The 15,425-nt window shown below is 67.6% G+C and carries 14 protein-coding genes; 6 read left to right on the top strand and 8 right to left on the bottom strand.

Annotated elements, in window-relative coordinates:
• Positions 1 to 123 precede the first annotated feature (123 nt).
• Positions 124 to 1,383 carry an ISL3 family transposase gene (locus ACNJ7E_RS18645; RefSeq protein ID WP_418339027.1) on the top strand — a complete coding sequence of 420 codons (1,260 nt, stop codon included), beginning with the start codon at positions 124 to 126 and terminating at the stop codon, positions 1,381 to 1,383.
• 32 nt (positions 1,384 to 1,415) lie between these two features.
• Here the strand turns inward: ACNJ7E_RS18645 and ACNJ7E_RS18640 are convergent, their stop codons facing one another.
• Genes ACNJ7E_RS18640 through ACNJ7E_RS18625 form a run of 4 tightly spaced genes read right to left on the bottom strand, consistent with a single transcriptional unit; the run spans position 1,416 to position 6,702 of the window.
• Positions 1,416 to 2,768: an MFS transporter gene (locus ACNJ7E_RS18640; RefSeq protein ID WP_418340672.1), complete on the bottom strand. Its 1,353-nt coding sequence runs from the start codon at positions 2,766 to 2,768 to the stop codon at positions 1,416 to 1,418.
• A 13-nt stretch (positions 2,769 to 2,781) separates the two neighbouring features.
• Complete coding sequence (locus tag ACNJ7E_RS18635; RefSeq protein WP_418340671.1) at positions 2,782 to 4,356, bottom strand: acyl-CoA synthetase; 1,575 nt, start codon at positions 4,354 to 4,356, stop codon at positions 2,782 to 2,784.
• Positions 4,353 to 5,582 carry an acyl-CoA dehydrogenase family protein gene (locus tag ACNJ7E_RS18630; RefSeq protein WP_418340670.1) on the bottom strand — a complete coding sequence of 410 codons (1,230 nt, stop codon included), beginning with the start codon at positions 5,580 to 5,582 and terminating at the stop codon, positions 4,353 to 4,355. Before ACNJ7E_RS18630 ends, ACNJ7E_RS18635 begins: the two co-directional genes overlap by 4 nt.
• Before the next feature lie 34 nt (positions 5,583 to 5,616).
• Positions 5,617 to 6,702: a phosphotransferase family protein gene (locus ACNJ7E_RS18625; RefSeq protein ID WP_418340669.1), complete on the bottom strand. Its 1,086-nt coding sequence runs from the start codon at positions 6,700 to 6,702 to the stop codon at positions 5,617 to 5,619.
• Positions 6,703 to 6,931: 229 nt separating this feature from the next.
• On the opposite strand from ACNJ7E_RS18625, the gene ACNJ7E_RS18620 reads away from it, so the two are divergent.
• A complete protein-coding gene (locus ACNJ7E_RS18620; RefSeq protein WP_418340668.1) occupies positions 6,932 to 8,245 on the top strand; it encodes an MFS transporter in 1,314 nt (437 codons plus the stop codon).
• A 47-nt stretch (positions 8,246 to 8,292) separates the two neighbouring features.
• Positions 8,293 to 9,837 (top strand): acyl-CoA synthetase, encoded by a 1,545-nt coding sequence (locus tag ACNJ7E_RS18615; RefSeq protein ID WP_418340667.1) that lies wholly within the window; start codon positions 8,293 to 8,295, stop codon positions 9,835 to 9,837.
• Positions 9,838 to 9,841: 4 nt separating this feature from the next.
• Here the strand turns inward: ACNJ7E_RS18615 and ACNJ7E_RS18610 are convergent, their stop codons facing one another.
• The 4 genes from ACNJ7E_RS18610 to ACNJ7E_RS18595 all read right to left on the bottom strand — a co-directional run bounded on the left by ACNJ7E_RS18610 (position 9,842) and on the right by ACNJ7E_RS18595 (position 13,342).
• Positions 9,842 to 11,092, bottom strand: a complete 1,251-nt coding sequence (locus ACNJ7E_RS18610) for an MFS transporter (protein ID WP_283332572.1) — start codon at positions 11,090 to 11,092, stop codon at positions 9,842 to 9,844.
• 222 nt (positions 11,093 to 11,314) lie between these two features.
• The gene (locus ACNJ7E_RS18605) at positions 11,315 to 11,677 is read right to left on the bottom strand and encodes a PH domain-containing protein (protein WP_054248435.1); all 363 of its coding nucleotides are present in this window, start codon (positions 11,675 to 11,677) and stop codon (positions 11,315 to 11,317) included.
• Positions 11,674 to 12,675: a YihY/virulence factor BrkB family protein gene (locus ACNJ7E_RS18600; protein WP_280781953.1), complete on the bottom strand. Its 1,002-nt coding sequence runs from the start codon at positions 12,673 to 12,675 to the stop codon at positions 11,674 to 11,676. The genes ACNJ7E_RS18605 and ACNJ7E_RS18600 overlap by 4 nt, the downstream gene beginning before the upstream one ends.
• A 61-nt stretch (positions 12,676 to 12,736) precedes the next feature.
• On the bottom strand, positions 12,737 to 13,342 hold the full coding sequence (locus ACNJ7E_RS18595; protein ID WP_011596490.1) for a TetR/AcrR family transcriptional regulator: 606 nt from the start codon (positions 13,340 to 13,342) through the stop codon (positions 12,737 to 12,739).
• Positions 13,343 to 13,451: 109 nt separating this feature from the next.
• Between ACNJ7E_RS18595 and ACNJ7E_RS18590 the strand changes: the two genes are divergently transcribed.
• The 3 genes from ACNJ7E_RS18590 to ACNJ7E_RS18580 all read left to right on the top strand — a co-directional run.
• Complete coding sequence (locus ACNJ7E_RS18590; protein WP_280781954.1) at positions 13,452 to 14,315, top strand: crotonase/enoyl-CoA hydratase family protein; 864 nt, start codon at positions 13,452 to 13,454, stop codon at positions 14,313 to 14,315.
• Positions 14,312 to 14,716 carry a nuclear transport factor 2 family protein gene (locus ACNJ7E_RS18585; protein WP_418340666.1) on the top strand — a complete coding sequence of 135 codons (405 nt, stop codon included), beginning with the start codon at positions 14,312 to 14,314 and terminating at the stop codon, positions 14,714 to 14,716. Before ACNJ7E_RS18590 ends, ACNJ7E_RS18585 begins: the two co-directional genes overlap by 4 nt.
• Positions 14,717 to 14,739: 23 nt before the next feature.
• On the top strand, positions 14,740 to 15,425 hold a 686-nt coding region (locus ACNJ7E_RS18580), incomplete at its 3' end, for an NAD(P)H-dependent flavin oxidoreductase (protein ID WP_418340665.1).

The following is a 15,425-nucleotide window of genomic DNA, read 5'->3' as shown; positions in this document are numbered from 1 at the left end:
GGCTCTTCTGCCATGAATGTGGATGGCCCTGCATGTGATAAGGGCAGGTGGTGTGGGGGTGGGCGCACGGGCCGCCCGTAGGGTCGAAAGCTCCTACACATCCGTCACCATCGGAGATGACCCGTGCGCGCTTCAACCCTACTCAACAGGCTGCTGTGCCTACCGCAGGCCACCGTCCGCGACGTCGAGATCGCCGACGATCGGGTGCGGGTGGCGGTGCGCCCCCACCGCCGCCGGATGCGGTGCCCGCACTGCGACTATTCAACCCTTCATCGCTACGACACCCGCGAGGTGGACTCATCGTGGCGGCACCTCGACCTGGGTGGACGCGTCTGTGTGCTCACGATGCGCCGCCGGCGACTGCGATGCCCCGAGCACGGGGTGCTGGTCGAGGCGGTGGACTTCGCCCGACCCGGATCCGGGTTCACTCGCGACTTCGAGGACCTGGCGGTGTGGCTGGCCACCAAGACCGACAAGTCCACCGTGTCGGTGTTCTGCCGGGTCACCTGGCGCACCGTCGGCGCGATCTGCGGCCGGGTCGTCGCCGACAAACTCGACCCCGACCGATTCACGAATCTGGTCGAGATCGGGGTGGACGAGATTTCGTGGCGCCGCCACCACAAGTATCTGACGCTGGTGTCCGACCACGAGACCGGCAAGATCGTTTGGGGCACCGAGGGCAAGCACGCCGCCGCGCTCGGCACCTTCTTCACCGACACCCTGCCCGCGGGGGCCGCGGAGCGGATCGAGGCGGTGTCGATGGACCTCGGACCGGCCTACGTCAAGGCGGTGCGTGAGCATGCCCCGCAGGCGACGATCTGTTTCGACCCGTTCCATGTCGTCAAACTCGCCACCGACGCCCTCGACGACGTGCGTCGCCAGGTGTGGCAGCACGCCCGCAGTCTCTCGGACAAGCAGATCGCCAAGACCTATCGAGGTGCGCGGTGGGCGCTTTTGAAGAATCCCGAAAGCCTGTCCGCCAAGCAGGCTTCGACACTGAAAGCGCTCAAACGGCAGGGCGGCGCACTGGTCCGGGCCTACGAACTCAAGGAGGCGTTGCGCGCGGTCTTCGCCGGCGATCTCGACGACGAGGTGGTGCTCGAGATGCTCGCCCGATGGTGTGCCTGGGCGCAGCGCTGCCGGATCCCGCAGTTCGTCAAACTCGGACGCACCATCCGAAAGCACCTCGACGGCATCACCGCCGCGGTCGAACGAGGCCTCGCGAACGGACGCCATGAGGGACTGAATAACAAGGTGAGGCTGATTATCCGCCGGGCCTACGGATTCCACACCGCCGAGAATGCTCTCGCGTTGATCCTGCTCGCCTGCGGACCCGTCACCCTCACCCTCCCGTATCACACGGCAACCCATCCACATTCATGACAAGAGAGCCACACTTTGCCACTCACGTCACCTCAGGCCGCCACGGTGGACCGGCGGGCAGGTGTCTGCTGGACGTCCGGTGACGAGTACTTCCGGACGATCGCGACCAGGCAGAGCAGACCGATCGCTCCTGCGCCGGCGAGGAAGGCGCCGACCCGCCAGGCGTTGGACGCGCCGCCGTTGATGAGGAGCACCATGACCATCGGTGAGAAGCCACCGATGATGGCGGAGATCTGGTAGCCGAGGGAGGCACCGGAGAATCGGATCTCGGGCGGGAACAGTTCCGCGAACAGCGTTCCCTGCGTTCCGGTCTGGAACGACATGACGATCACGGCGCCGAAGACGGCGAGCGCGAACGGCCACAGCGTGCCCTGGCTCGAGTGTCCGATCATGAGCCACATGGGGATTCCCCAGAGCAGCATCCCGGCGGTGCCGATTCCGAAGATCAGCTTCCGGCCGTAGATGTCGGAGAGGTATCCGGCCAGCGGTACCAGCGGAATCATCAGAACGCAGGCGGCGAGGATGAAGCCGAGCACGGTCGAGCGTTCGATCCCGAGGTATGTGGTGGCGAACTGCACGGACCCCGTGATCATCGTGTAGAAGAAGATGACGCCGATGGCGTTCGCGCCGGCCGCGGTGAGTACGGTGCCGGGATTGTTGCGCAGCACCTGCAGGATCGGCGACTTCCGCGCGACCGGAGCCTCGGCGAGCTTCTTCGACAGTTCCCGGAACTCGGGTGTCTCCTCCAGGTAGCGGTGGATGACGAAGGCGACCGGCAGCATCACGAGGCTGATCCAGAACGGGATGCGCCACGCCCACGCGAGGAACGACTCGGAGTCGAATACCGCTGTGATGACGAGGAAGACGACGTTTCCGAGCACGACGCCGATGGGCACGCCGAGTTGCGCGAAGCTGCCGTAGAACCCGCGACGTCCGGCGGGGGCGTTCTCGGTGGCGAGGAGGACGGCACCGCCCCATTGCGCTCCGACGGCGAGGCCCTGGCAGATCCGCAGCGTCACGAGAATCGTGGGTGCGAGCCACACGAGTTGGGTGTTGGGCACGAGGCCGATCAGCGACGTCGCGACGGCCATCATGACGATGGCCGCGACGAGTACCGGTTTGCGCCCCACCTTGTCGCCGAAGTGGCCGGCGAGGACGCCGCCGATCGGCCGGGCGACGAAACCGACCGCCACCGTGGCGAACGAGTTGAGGGCGGCGACGACCTGACTGTCGGTCGCGAAGAATGTGGCGTTGAAGACGAGTGCGGCGGCGGTCGCGTAGATGAAGAAGTCGTACCACTCGAGTGAGGTCGAGATGGCGGCCGCGAACGAGGCGCGCGCGGCCCGGGGCTTGCTCGCGCGTTGTGTGTTCGAATCGGTGGGCATGGTGGTCTCCTGCTCAGTCTTGGGCAATGGAACCGAATGTGTCTCGGAGAACGCGTTTGAGGATCTTGCCGCTCGGGTTCTTCGGGAGGGAGTCGGCGACGATCACGTACTTGGGCACCTTGTATCCGGCGAGTCGTCCGCGGCAGTGCTCCACGACGTCCTTCTCGTCGAGTTCGACGCCGGCGGCGGGGACCACGACTGCGGCGACCGCTTCGATCCACCGTGGGTGCGGCACCGCGAACACGGCGGCCTCACCGACGCCGTCGAGTTCGTAGAGCGTCTCCTCGACCTCCCGGGTCGCGACGTTCTCCCCGCCGGTCTTGATCATGTCCTTCTTGCGGTCGACCACCCACAGGTATCCGTCCTCGTCGAGGTAGCCGAGGTCGCCGGAGTGGAACCACCCGCCCGCGAATGCTTCCGCGGTCTTCTCGGGTTGTCCGAGATAGCCGACGGTGGCGTGCGGGCTGCGGTGCACGATCTCGCCGACCGCACCCGCCGGAAGCGGAAGGTCCCGGTCGTCGACGATGCGTGTCTCCACGTTGAGAGCGGGCTTGCCCGCCGAACCACCGCGCGTCTCTTGATCTTCCGGCCCGAGCGCCGTCGCGAGTGACGCCATTTCCGTCTGCCCGTAGAAGTTCCACAGCCGGATACCCGGCAACCGGCGGTTCATTTCGCGCAGGATCTCCACCGGCAGCGGTGATGCGCCGTAGTAGCCCTTGCGCAGCGAACGCAGGTCGGCGCTCTCGAACTCGGGTGACTGCAGCAGCGAGATCCACACCGTCGGAGGGCAGAACAGGTTGGTCACCTGCTCGGCCTCGATGGTGCGGAGCAGCACCTGCGGGTCGGGCCCGTCGACGATGAAGCTCGTCGCGCCGAGATAGATGTCGGTGCTGAGGAAGTTGTCGAGCTGAGCGCAGTGGTACAGCGGCAGCGCGTGCACCTCCACGTCGTCGCTGCTCATGCCGCCGGTGACGATGCAGCTGATGTACTGCCACATCAGCGACCGGCTGGTGAGCATCGCACCCTTGGGCCGTGATTCGGTACCGGACGTGTACATGATGCGGACCACGTCGTCGTCCGCCACGAACACCTCCGGCGGCGAACCGAATTCGCCCTCGGCCCAGTCCGTCACCGAACGCCACCCATCTGGTGTGGCCGTATCGCCGAGCGGAATCGTGGCCCGCACCCGGACGCTTCCCGTCGATTCCGCGAGCGCCTTCTCGGCAACGGGCACCAGGGCGTCCTCGACGACGAACGCGTGGGCTGCGCAGTCGTCGAGGATGTATGCGATCTCCCCGCCGGTCAGCATGAAATTGACCGGCACGAGAACCACACCGAGCCGGGCGGTCGCGAAGTTCAGCACCGGGTACTGCCAGCAGTTGTGCGACAACAACGCGAGCCGGTCGCCCCGCGTCAGCCCCTCGGAGTGCAGGGCCGCCGCGACCCTGTCGATCAGGGTGTCGAATTCGGCGAACGTGAGCCGGACGTCGCGGTGCACGACGGCGAGCTTGTCCGGGGAACGCGCCGCGGACCGCCGCGGAATGTCGCCGATGCTCTGCTGCCGGGCGTGCGTGGTGGCCTCGTTCACCCGCGGACTTCTGTCAGTACCGGGGTGGCGGCGAACTCGGCGCGGGCGAGGGAGCGGCGGTGCACCTGGTCGGGACCGTCGGCGATCTGCAGGAACCGGGCCTGCGCGTACAGCACCGGCAGGATCGTGTCCTGCGACAGGCCGGCGCCGCCGAAGATCTGCATCGCGTCGTCGACGATCCGCTTGACCGTGAGCGGGACCATCACCTTGGCGGCGGCGATGTCGTGACGGGCCGCCTTCGTGCCCTCGACGTCCATCCGCCAGGCGGCCCGCAGCACCAGCAGCCGGGCGGCGTCGAGGTGGATCCGCGCGTCCGCGACGGTCGCCTGTACCACACCCTCGTCGGCGAGGGGCCTACCGAACGCCACCCGGGTGCGGGCGCGTTCGGTCATCAGCGCAATCGCCCGCTCGGCCATGCCGATCAACCGCATGCAGTGGTGGATGCGCCCCGGACCGAGGCGGGCCTGCGCGACCGCGAAGCCCTTGCCGCGCGGTCCGAGCAGGTTCGCCTTGGGGACGCGGACCTTGTCGAAGACGATCTCGCCGTGCCCACCCTCGTGGCGGTCGGTGAAGCCGAGCACCGTGGTGGACCGGACGATGGTCAGACCGGGGGTGTCCATGGGAACGAGGACGATGCTGTGCCGGCTGCCGACCGGGGCACCTGGGTCGGTGACGCCCATGACCATCGCCACCCGGCAGTCGTCGCGCAGGGCCGCGGTGGACCACCACTTGCGGCCGGTCAGCACCCAGTCGTCGCCGTCCTCGGCGATCTCGAGCCGGACGTTGTTGGCGTCCGAGCTCGCGACGTCGGGTTCGGTCATCGAGAAGCACGACCGGAACTCGCCCGCGAGCAGGGGTTCGAGCCATTCCCGCTTCTGCTCGTCGGTTCCGTACAGGTGCAGCAGCTCCATGTTGCCGGTGTCGGGCGGGTTGCAGTTGAACGCCTCGGGCGCGATCAGCGGGCTCCAGCCGGTGAGTTCCGCCAGGGGCGCGTACTCGAGGTTCGTCAGGCCCGCACCCTCGCGCGCGGGCAGGAAGAGATTCCACAGGCCCTCGCGCTTCGCGGCCGCCTTCAGGTCGGCCACGATCGGCGGCGCACCCCAGTGGTCCGGCTTCGACGCCAGTTGTTCTTCGGCGATCGTCTCGGCAGGCAGTACCCGCTCCTGCATGAACTTCGTCAGCTTCGCTTGCAGTTCCAGCACTTTCGGGCTGTAGTCGAAATCCACTTCCGTGGCTCCAATCTCGTCGGTGGTGCCGCGGTCAGCGGCGGAGTTCGGACACGGGCGACACGGCGGCGAGGTCGAGTGCACGCTGCAACAGCGGGCCGACCATGTCGCCGACGTCGTCGAAACCCCCACCGACGGTGTCGCCCTGTGCGTGCCGGGCGTTGATGCCCTCGAGGATGACGGCGATCTTGAAGTCGGCGAACACCGTGTACCAGTCGATGTCGGGGATCTCGATGCCGCGCCGCGTGGCGTATCGGTCGAGAAGTTCGGTACGGGTAGGGAATCCGTCGAGTCGGGCGAGACCCTTGGTCACCGGGTTGTCGACGGCGCCGGGTTGGTCCCAGAAGCTCAGCATGATCCCGACGTCGGCGAGCGTGTCGCCGAGCGTGGCCATTTCCCAGTCCAGAACGGCGACGATCTTCCCGGCGTCGTCGCGGGACGCGAGCACGTTGTCGAGTTTGACGTCGCCGTGGACGATGCCCGGGAAGTGCGAGGTGGGCAGCGCCCGGCGCAGCTTGTCGAGCAGCACGGACACCTCGGGCCGATCGGTGGTGCGCGAGGCCTCCCACTGCCGGGACCAACGGTCGAGCTGACGTTCGAGGTATCCGCCGGGGCGGCCGAACGAGCCGAGCCCGACCGCGGCGGGGTCGACGCCGTGCAGTGCGGCCAGGGTGTCGGCGAGGTCGAGTCCGAGCCGGCGACGGTCGTCCGGGGTGAGTGCCGACGCCTGCTCGACCGTTCCGACGGGCGTTCCGTCCACCAGTTCCATGAGGTAGAACGCGGCTCCGAGCACGTCCTTGTCCTCGCACAGCAGCACCGCGTCGGGCACCGGGACGGCGGTTCCCGCCAGTCCCCTGATCACGGTGAACTCGCGCTTCATGTCGTGAGCGCTGGGCAGGACGTGCCCGTACGGTGGCCGCCGCAGAACCCACGTCCGGTCGGCGTCGGCGACGCGGTAGGTGGGGTTCGATCGGCCACCGCTGATGAGCGAGACGGCGACGTCGCCGCGCACCCCGCCCTCGAGTGCGTCGTCGAGGTAGTGGGCGAGAGCGGTGAGGTCGACGCCGGCCGAATCCTCCCGGTCCTCGCGGGTGTCCGCTTCGGCGTGGGACGTCGTCATCCGCTGCGTCCTTTCGAATACTTCGATCTTCAGCCAAACGCTCGTTCGGCCAGTTCTCATCATCAACCGAGTGAACGTCGGAAGTCAATATCTCCTTATACAGCGACTAAAGATCCAGAACTGCCGAAAAAGGCCCGACGCCCGAACATCTTGCCAATCGATCGTTCGCTTGGCATGATCCACGAGAAGTGATGCACGTCTCATCCGCCTCCGAAAGGTCAGGACACCAATGACGGACCAGTTGACCGGGTCTGCTGCCACCACCGCATGGCGGACCGAAGACCGCATCCGAGCGCGCCGCGCCGCGATCGCGGGTGGCGTGGGCACCCTGATCGAGTACTACGACTTCAGCCTGTACGGCTACCTCGCGATCGTGATGGCCCCGCTCTTCTTCCCCAGCAGCGACCCGGCCATCGCGCTGCTGTCCGCACTCGCCGTGTTCGGCACCGCCTACCTCATGCGCCCACTCGGTGGCATCGTGTTCGGGCACATCGGCGACCGACTCGGAAGGAAGAAGGCCCTCCTCGCGACGCTCGTCTGCATGGGCCTCGGCAGCATGGCCATGGGATTCCTGCCCACCCACGCGCAAGCGGGGATCTGGGCCACCGTGCTGCTCGTCGTCGTGCGGATGGTCCAGGGATTCTCGGCAGGCGGCGAGGTCGGCGGCTCGGCCACGTTCATCTCCGAATCCGCGCCGCGGCATCTCAAGGCCACCTACGGGGCGTTCACCCCGCTCGGATCCACGATGGGGTTCGCGATGGCCGCAGCGGTCGCAGGCACGGTGTCGGCGTTGACGACCGACGCGCAACTCGAGAGCTGGGGATGGCGGGTCCCGTTCCTGCTCGCGTTGCCGCTGACGCTGCTCTGCCTGTGGGCCCGCACCCGGGTCGAGGAGACCCACGGTGAGGACGCCGATTCCGGACCGGTCCAGGCGCCCGTCGTCGCCGTCTTCCGGCGGCAGCCGCTCGCCCTCCTGCAGTCGGTCGGGATCAGCCTGGCGTGCAACGGAACCGCGTACATCGGCCTCACCTACATGAGCATCCATCTCATGAAGAGCCTCGGCTACGAACGCACCTCGGTCTACTGGATCGCGACCGCCGTCATCGGTGTCGTCGCGCTCGCGATGCCGCTCGGGGGCATGCTCGCCGACCGCATCGGACGGTTGCGGTTCACCGTGATCAGCCTCGCCGGATTCGCGATCATCACCTACCCCGCCATGGCCGTCATGCACCACAGCCTGTGGATCGCCGCGATCGCCTACCTACTGATCATGGTCAACACCGTCGGAACCCAGGTCGGCGCGTACACGCTGATGCCGCTGCTGTTCGACAAGGACGTCCGCTTCACCGGGGTCGCCATGGGCTGGAACCTCGGCGTCGTCATCGCCGGTGGCACCGCCCCCTTCGTCGCCGTCTGGCTGGTGGAGAAGACCGGAAACGTCCTCTCCCCTGCCGTTTTCGTGATCGTCGCTGCGGTCATCGGACTGATCTCGGTGGCCGGTGTGGCCCGCCGGTCCAAGGTCGCGCAGGAGCAACTCGGCTGACGTCCGGACAGTGTCCCCCTCGAGATCCCTCACGAATTGGAGCAACCATGTATCCCGGCGCTCATGCTGCCACCACCCCCGACAAGCCGGCCGTGATCATGGCAGGCACCGGGCAGACGGTCACCTTCGCCGAACTCGAGTCCCGCTCGATCCGGATCGCCCGCCACCTGCACGCCCTCGGACTGCGCCGCGGAGATCACGTCGCGGTGCTGGCCACGAACACTCCCGCGATCTTCGACATCTATTGGGCGGCCATGCGTTCCGGTCTCTACCTCACGATGGCGAACTGGCACCTCACGCCACCCGAGATCGCCTACATCGTCGAAGATTGCGGCGCCAAGGCGTTGATCGTCGACGCCGCACTGGACGCGGTTGCGCGTGAGCTCCCCGCCCTCACTCCGGCCACCGAGCACCGGCTCGCGTTCGGGGGAACCATTCCCGGCTACGACTCGCTCGACCGGGCCGCCGCCGCGGAGTCGGACGTCCCGCTCACCGACCAGCCCCGCGGGGCGGACATGCTGTATTCGTCCGGCACCACCGGTCGCCCGAAGGGCATCAAACCGGAACTGCCCGCGCGTCAGATCCAGGAACCCGGCGACACCATGACCGGCATGAACGCGACGGTATGGGGAGTCACGCCGGACACCGTCTACCTCTCACCCGCACCGCTGTACCACGCCGCACCGCTCCGCACCTGCGCGTCGGTGCAGGCCCTCGGCGGCACCGTCGTCGTGATGGACCGCTTCGACGCCGAGCAGGCGCTCGCGTACATCGAGCAGTACCACGTCACCTACAGCCAGTGGGTGCCCACGATGTTCGTCCGCATGCTGAAGTTGTCCGCCGAGACCCGGGAGAAGTACGACGTCTCCAGCCTGCGCGTCGCCGTGCACGCCGCGGCCCCGTGCCCGGTGGAGGTGAAGCGGCAGATGATCGAGTGGTGGGGGCCGATCCTGTCGGAGTACTACTCGTCCACCGAACTCAACGGCATGACTCTCGTGAATTCGGACGAATGGCTCCGCAAGCCCGGAACCGTCGGCCGCGCCGCGCTCGGCGTCGCCCACATCTGCGGCGACGACGGTGCCGACCTCGCACCGGGCGAGATCGGCACCCTCTACTTCGAGCGGGACACGCTGCCGTTCGAGTATCACAACGCCCCAGCCAAGACCCGCGACGCCCAGCACCCACAGCACCCGACGTGGACCACCACCGGCGACGTCGGCTACCTCGACGAGGACGGGTATCTGTTCCTCACCGACCGGAAGTCGTTCATGATCATCTCCGGCGGCGTCAACATCTATCCGCAGGAGATCGAGAACACCCTCACCGAACACCCCGCCGTCCTGGACGTGGCGGTGATCGGGATCCCCGACGAGGAGATGGGTGAATCGGTGCTGGCCGTGGTCCAGACCGTTCCGGGTGTGATCGGGGACGACGCGCTGGCCGGTGAACTCCTCGACCACGTGCGGGGACGGCTCGCCCGGTTCAAGGTCCCGCGGAACGTCGTCTTCAGCGACGACCTCCCCCGCACCCCCACCGGGAAACTCGTCAAGGGCACGCTACGAGATCGGTACGCCGCCGGGGTTCACGCCTGAACCGTCAGCCGTCGGCGGCCGGTTCGTCCCGGCGCCGGCGGTCGAGGAGGACCGCGATGGTGAGGACGATCAGTCCGGCGACGCCGAGGAGGGCGCCGACGGCGGCCGGGGCGGTGTAGCCGTATCCGGCCGCGATCACGACACCACCGATCCACGCACCACCCGCGTTGGCGAGATTGAACGCGCCGTGGATCAGCGTCGACGCCAGGGTCTTCGCGTCACCCGCCGCGTCCATCAGCCGCGACTGGACGGCCGGGAAGATCGCCGTCACGGCCATCCCGATGAAGAACAGCACGATCAGCGCCGTCACCGGGTTGTGTGCGGCGACGATGAACAGGGCCAGGACGCAGATCAGGGCGATCATGCACCCGAACAGCCCGGGGACCACCGCGTTGTCGGCGATGCGGCCACCCACGACGTTACCGAGGATCATCCCCGAACCGAACAGCATCAACGCCACCGGAACCATCGCGTGCGGCAACCCGGACACGTCGGTGAGCGTCGAACTGATGTACGTGTACACCGCGAACGAGCCGCCGAACCCGACTGTCGCGAAGATCAGCGTCATCCACACCTGCACCCGGCTCAGCGCCCCGAGTTCGGCCACCGGGTTGCTCACGTGCACCCCGGCCAGCGGCGGGACGAGGCGTGCCAACGCCACCAGCGTCACGATTCCGATGATCACCACGAGCACGAACGCGGACCGCCAGCCCAGGATCTGGCCGAAGAACGCCGTCGCAGGCACCCCGACCACGTTCGCGACCGACAGGCCCATCATCACGGTCGCGACCGCCTTGGCGCGCTTGCCCGGTTCCGCAAGGTGCGCGGCGACCAACGCTGCGACCCCGAAGTACGCGCCGTGGGGCAGCCCGGCGAGGAACCGGGCCGCCAGCAGCGACTCGTAACCGGGGGCGAGGGCGGTCGCGAGATTGCCGACGACGAACGTGGCCATCAACGCGATGAGCAGCGTGCGCCGCTCGACGCGCGCGGCCAGCGCCGCGATCGTGGGCGCCCCCACGACGACGCCGAGCGCGTACGCGGAGACGAAGTGCCCGGCCACCGGCTCCGACACCCCGGTCCCCGCAGCCATCGCGGGCAACAGGCCCATGGACGCGAATTCCGTTGTGCCGATACCGAACCCGCCGAGGGCAAGCGCCAGCATCGCGCCCCGCCGACTCGGTGACGGAATCCGCGGACGCAGAGACGGACGAGCGGTGACCGCAGGTTCGGTGAGGTGAACTGCAGGCGGCGTCATGGCAGCAAGACTCCCGTCGGGCTGATCGTAGGATCGGCGAGTACGTCCAATGGACTCGCCTGAGGATGAACCGGGCCGAGATAGTGGCACACCGGCTCGTACCAGTATGGGCGAGGCTGCAACCGAATTGACAATTCACGCGGGGGTGATTCCACTCACCGGCGCGGCATGTGGGTGCGTCGCCGTGACCTGGGGCGACGCACCGGAGCAGAGCGACCTACGTCACGTGATGTGTTCGAGGATCACCGTGTGCACGTGGTGGGCCTTGTCCATGCCACGGAAATCGGCCTCGTACGTGGTGTCGGCGACGTCGAGGGCGATGCTGCTGGAGGAGAAGAACTGGCCTGCCCACGACTTGTTGCTGAGGAACGAGACCGAGCGGATGTTCTTGTACGGGATGGACGTGATCGCGGTGCGCTTGCCGACGAAGCTCTTGTCCTGGATGACGACGCGGAGGTTCGTGATCCCGAGGAAGCCGGTGCCCGCGCCGATGCAGTCGTACACGGCGATGATCGTCTCGCCGGGGAGGATGCCCTGCTGGACCTGCTTCAACTGTTCCGACTTGTCGAAGATCGGGTCGGTCATGGTTCCTCCTTCGACGGCGGTCCAGGCCTGTCCATCTTCGCAGAAACTTCGTCGAACGTGACGTGGATGCCCTCGTGCGGTACCGCGCGTTGCGCCTTCGCCTGGTCGGTGAACGTCCGCCTGTCGCCCTCCACGAGGTCGGCCTTGTCCGTGAAGGGCCCGAGCAGCGCCCGCGGGTGCAGCCGGTCGACGCGGACGACGTTGATCTCCACACACACCACGATCGCCGCGGCGGCGAGGAAGAGGAACGCCAGCAAGCCCAGCACGACGGCGAACACCCCGTTCGTCACGGACGCCGTGCTCACCACCTTGCTCACGTAATACGCGCCGAACGATTGGAGCACCTGCCACACCACGGCTGCTGCGACGGCGCCGGGCGCGACGTCGGCGACGGACAGCGGCCGGGCAGTGGCGAGCCGGAACGCGAGGATGAAGATCGCGGAGTTGATCGTGATCGCGGCGAGCATGAGAAGCACGGTGGACGATCCGGACAGGTGCGTCGCGGCGCCGACCGCCGCCACCGCGGCGGTGCCGAGGACGGCGAGACCGATCGTGCCGAGCAACAGCAGACCCCGCAACCGGCCTCGGATCGGGTCGGGCCGCATGTTGCGGGGCACCGACCACGCCGTGTTCATCGCGTTCTGGCTGGCCAGTGCCACCCCGAGGCCGCCGTAGAGGGCGCCGACGAGTCCGATCACCAGGCCCGTCACCCCGCCGCCGATCCGGTGCGGGTCCGCCAGGTCGGCGCCGATGACCGGGAACTGGCTCAGCGCCGAGTCGATGATGTCCTGCTGCAGTTCGGGGTGCCCCGCCAGCACGAACCCGAGCACCGTCGAGAGCAGAAGCAGGAGGGGAAACAGTGAGATGAACCCGTAGTAGGCGATCAACGCCGCAAGGTACACGCCCTGATCGTCGAGGAATTTGTACGTGACGGCGATCGGGAAGCCCATTGCCGGGTACTTCTGCTGGAGAGCGTCGAGCCGTCTGGCGAACTTCATCTCACGCTCCGTTTCCGCGACACCCGCTACCCCGATTCTGCCCGGGCCGCGGCCACGGCGATCAGACGGTCGGTTTCACCATCGCCAGGGCGAGGTCGGCGTAGCGCTCGGCGAGTTCCTCGGGCTTCAGCGGACCGTCGGCGTGCCACCACGTGCACACCGATTGACCCATGTTGATGATGCCGCGGACGGCGTCCCGCGGGAATTCGGTCGCGAAGTCGCCCTCCTCGACACCGCGCTCGACGACGTCGCGGAAGAGGTGCTCCTGTTCGTCGCGGAGGGCGACGACGAGCCGGCGGCCGGCGTCGTCGAGGCTGCGTATCTCGGTGGCGCCGACCATCGCGTCCAGCTGCCGGGTGGTGTGGAACATGACCCACGCCCGCATCAGCGCCTGCAACTGGTCGGCGGGGGCGCCACCCGAGCGCAGCAGGGCCCCGCGGGTCATCGCGATGGCGTCGTGGAGTGCGCGCACCATGATGTCCTGCAGGATCTCCTGCTTCGACGCGAAGTGGTGGTAGATCGAGGCGACGGTGATGTCGGCGCCGCGGGCGATGTCGCGCATGGACGTGCCGTGATAGCCGCGTTCGTTCATGTTGGCCACCGCGGAGTCGAGGATCACCTGCCGCCCGGTACCCGTTGCCACGGCGGCGACTTTTGCAGCGCACATCCCTCGGTCTCCGTCCCCGATCCGATCGTCACACGACCACTCCAGGGTAGTGGGTCCCGTCACAGAACCCGCTCTAGCGATCGTTCGGTAACAATGTCATGCTGGGGCGGTGGATCACATCGGACTCGCCGTCGCGGACGGTATCGCGACGATCACCCTGAACCGGCCCGACCAGCTCAACGCGTTCACCACCACCATGGAGAACGAGCTGATCGCCGCCTACGACCAGCTCGATGCGGACGATTCCGTCCGGGCGATCGTGCTCACCGGAGCCGGACGAGCGTTCTGTGCGGGCGCAGACCTGTCCGCCGGTGCCGCCACGTTCGATCACTGGCAGGACGAGGACGGGGACGAGGGCGCCGACGCCCGCCGCGACGGTGGCGGTCGCGTGGTGCTCCGGATGTTCGAATCCCGCAAGCCGATCATCGCCGCGATCAACGGACCGGCAGTGGGAGTGGGCATCACGATGACCCTCGCCGCCGACTTCCGCCTCGCCGCCGACGACGCCCGCATCGGATTCGTCTTCAACCGCCGAGGCATCGTGCCCGAATCCTGCTCGACCTGGTTCCTGCCCCGCCTCGTCCCCCTGCAGACGGCCCTCGACTGGGTCTACTCCGGCCGGGTGTTCCCCGCCACGGAAGCGTTCGACGCCGGTCTCGTGTACAAGCTGTACCCGCGGGAATCCCTGCTCGACGAGGCGTATGCGCTGGCCCGGAGTCTGACCGAGCACTCCGCCCCGGTGTCGGTGGCGCTGTCGCGCCAGATGATGTGGCGGGCACTGGGCGCCGAGCACCCGATGATCGCGCACCGCGTCGAGACTCGCGGGATCAATATCCGCGGCATCGGACCGGACGCGCGCGAAGGCATCTCCGCGTTCCTCGAGAAGCGGCCGGCCGTGTTCCCCGACAGCGTGCGCGACGACCTGCCGGACGTGTTCGGCGAAGACCTCCCGACCCCGGCGTTCCGCGGATGACCGCCGAACTGCCTGCCCGCCCCGGCGTCGTCGACCGCTGGCACCACGTCGTCGACCGTCGCGACCTCACTGCCCTCGACGCCCTGATCGCGGACGACGCCGTGTTCTCCTCCCCCGCCGTGTTCACTCCGCAGGAAGGAAAGGCGAAGGTCCTGGCGTACCTCCGCGCCGCCCTGACCGTCTTCGACGGCACCGGTTTCCACTACGTCGAGGAGTGGTACGGCGACCGTTCGGCGGTCCTGGAATTCGCCACCGAACTCGACGGCATCCACGTCAACGGCATCTACCTCATTCACTGGAACGACCGCGATCAGATCACGTCGTTCAAGGTGATGGTCCGTCCCGTGAAAGGCCTGCAGGCGCTCATCCCGCTGATGGCCGCCCAGCTCTCCCAGTCGTAAACCACTGCATCAAGGAGAAATTCATGAGCCTGCCCCCCATCCTGCAAGACCGGCTTCGCCTGCCCGTCGTCGCGTCGCCGATGTTCATCGTCTCGGGTCCCGACCTGGTGATCGCCCAGTCGACGTCGGGCATCGTCGGATCGTTCCCCTCCCTGAACGCCCGCCCGCAGCCCGTCCTGCGTGAATGGCTCACCCGCATCACCGAAGAACTCGCCAAACACGACGCCAACAACCCGGAGACACCGTCCGCGCCGTACGCGGTCAACCTGATCGTCCACAAGAGCAACGACCGCCTCGACGAGGACCTCGCGACCATCGTCGAGTTCGAGGTCCCGATCGTCATCACGTCCCTCGGCGCCCGCGCCGACGTCAACGAGGCCATCCACAGCTACGGCGGCATCGTCCTCCACGACGTCATCAACAACAAATTCGCGAAGAAGGCCGTGGAGAAGGGCGCCGACGGCCTCATCGCCGTCGCGGCCGGCGCGGGCGGACACGCGGGCACCCTGTCGCCGTTCGCGTTGATCCAGGAGATCCGCGAATGGTTCGACGGGCCGGTCCTGCTGTCGGGCTCCATCGCCCACGGCCGCTCGGTCCTCGCCGCGCAGGCCGCAGGCGCCGACCTCGCCTACGTCGGCTCCGCGTTCATCGCCACCGAAGAGGCCAACGCAGACCAGGGCTACAAGCAGATGATCGTCGACTCCACCGC

This window comes from Rhodococcus mengyinensis, from assembly GCF_048381435.1.
GTDB lineage: Bacteria > Actinomycetota > Actinomycetes > Mycobacteriales > Mycobacteriaceae > Rhodococcus_F > Rhodococcus_F opacus_D.
This window is presented reverse-complemented; position numbering and strand designations above follow the sequence as displayed.

Coding starts and splice junctions, on each gene's coding strand:
- ACNJ7E_RS18640 (WP_418340672.1), bottom strand. CDS start 2,768: ATGCCCACCGATTCGAACACACAACGCGCGAGCAAGCCCCGGGCCGCG.
- ACNJ7E_RS18625 (WP_418340669.1), bottom strand. CDS start 6,702: ATGACGACGTCCCACGCCGAAGCGGACACCCGCGAGGACCGGGAGGAT.
- ACNJ7E_RS18620 (WP_418340668.1), top strand. CDS start 6,932: ATGACGGACCAGTTGACCGGGTCTGCTGCCACCACCGCATGGCGGACC.
- ACNJ7E_RS18615 (WP_418340667.1), top strand. CDS start 8,293: ATGTATCCCGGCGCTCATGCTGCCACCACCCCCGACAAGCCGGCCGTG.
- ACNJ7E_RS18610 (WP_283332572.1), bottom strand. CDS start 11,092: ATGACGCCGCCTGCAGTTCACCTCACCGAACCTGCGGTCACCGCTCGT.
- ACNJ7E_RS18605 (WP_054248435.1), bottom strand. CDS start 11,677: ATGACCGACCCGATCTTCGACAAGTCGGAACAGTTGAAGCAGGTCCAG.
- ACNJ7E_RS18600 (WP_280781953.1), bottom strand. CDS start 12,675: ATGAAGTTCGCCAGACGGCTCGACGCTCTCCAGCAGAAGTACCCGGCA.
- ACNJ7E_RS18595 (WP_011596490.1), bottom strand. CDS start 13,342: ATGTGCGCTGCAAAAGTCGCCGCCGTGGCAACGGGTACCGGGCGGCAG.
- ACNJ7E_RS18585 (WP_418340666.1), top strand. CDS start 14,312: ATGACCGCCGAACTGCCTGCCCGCCCCGGCGTCGTCGACCGCTGGCAC.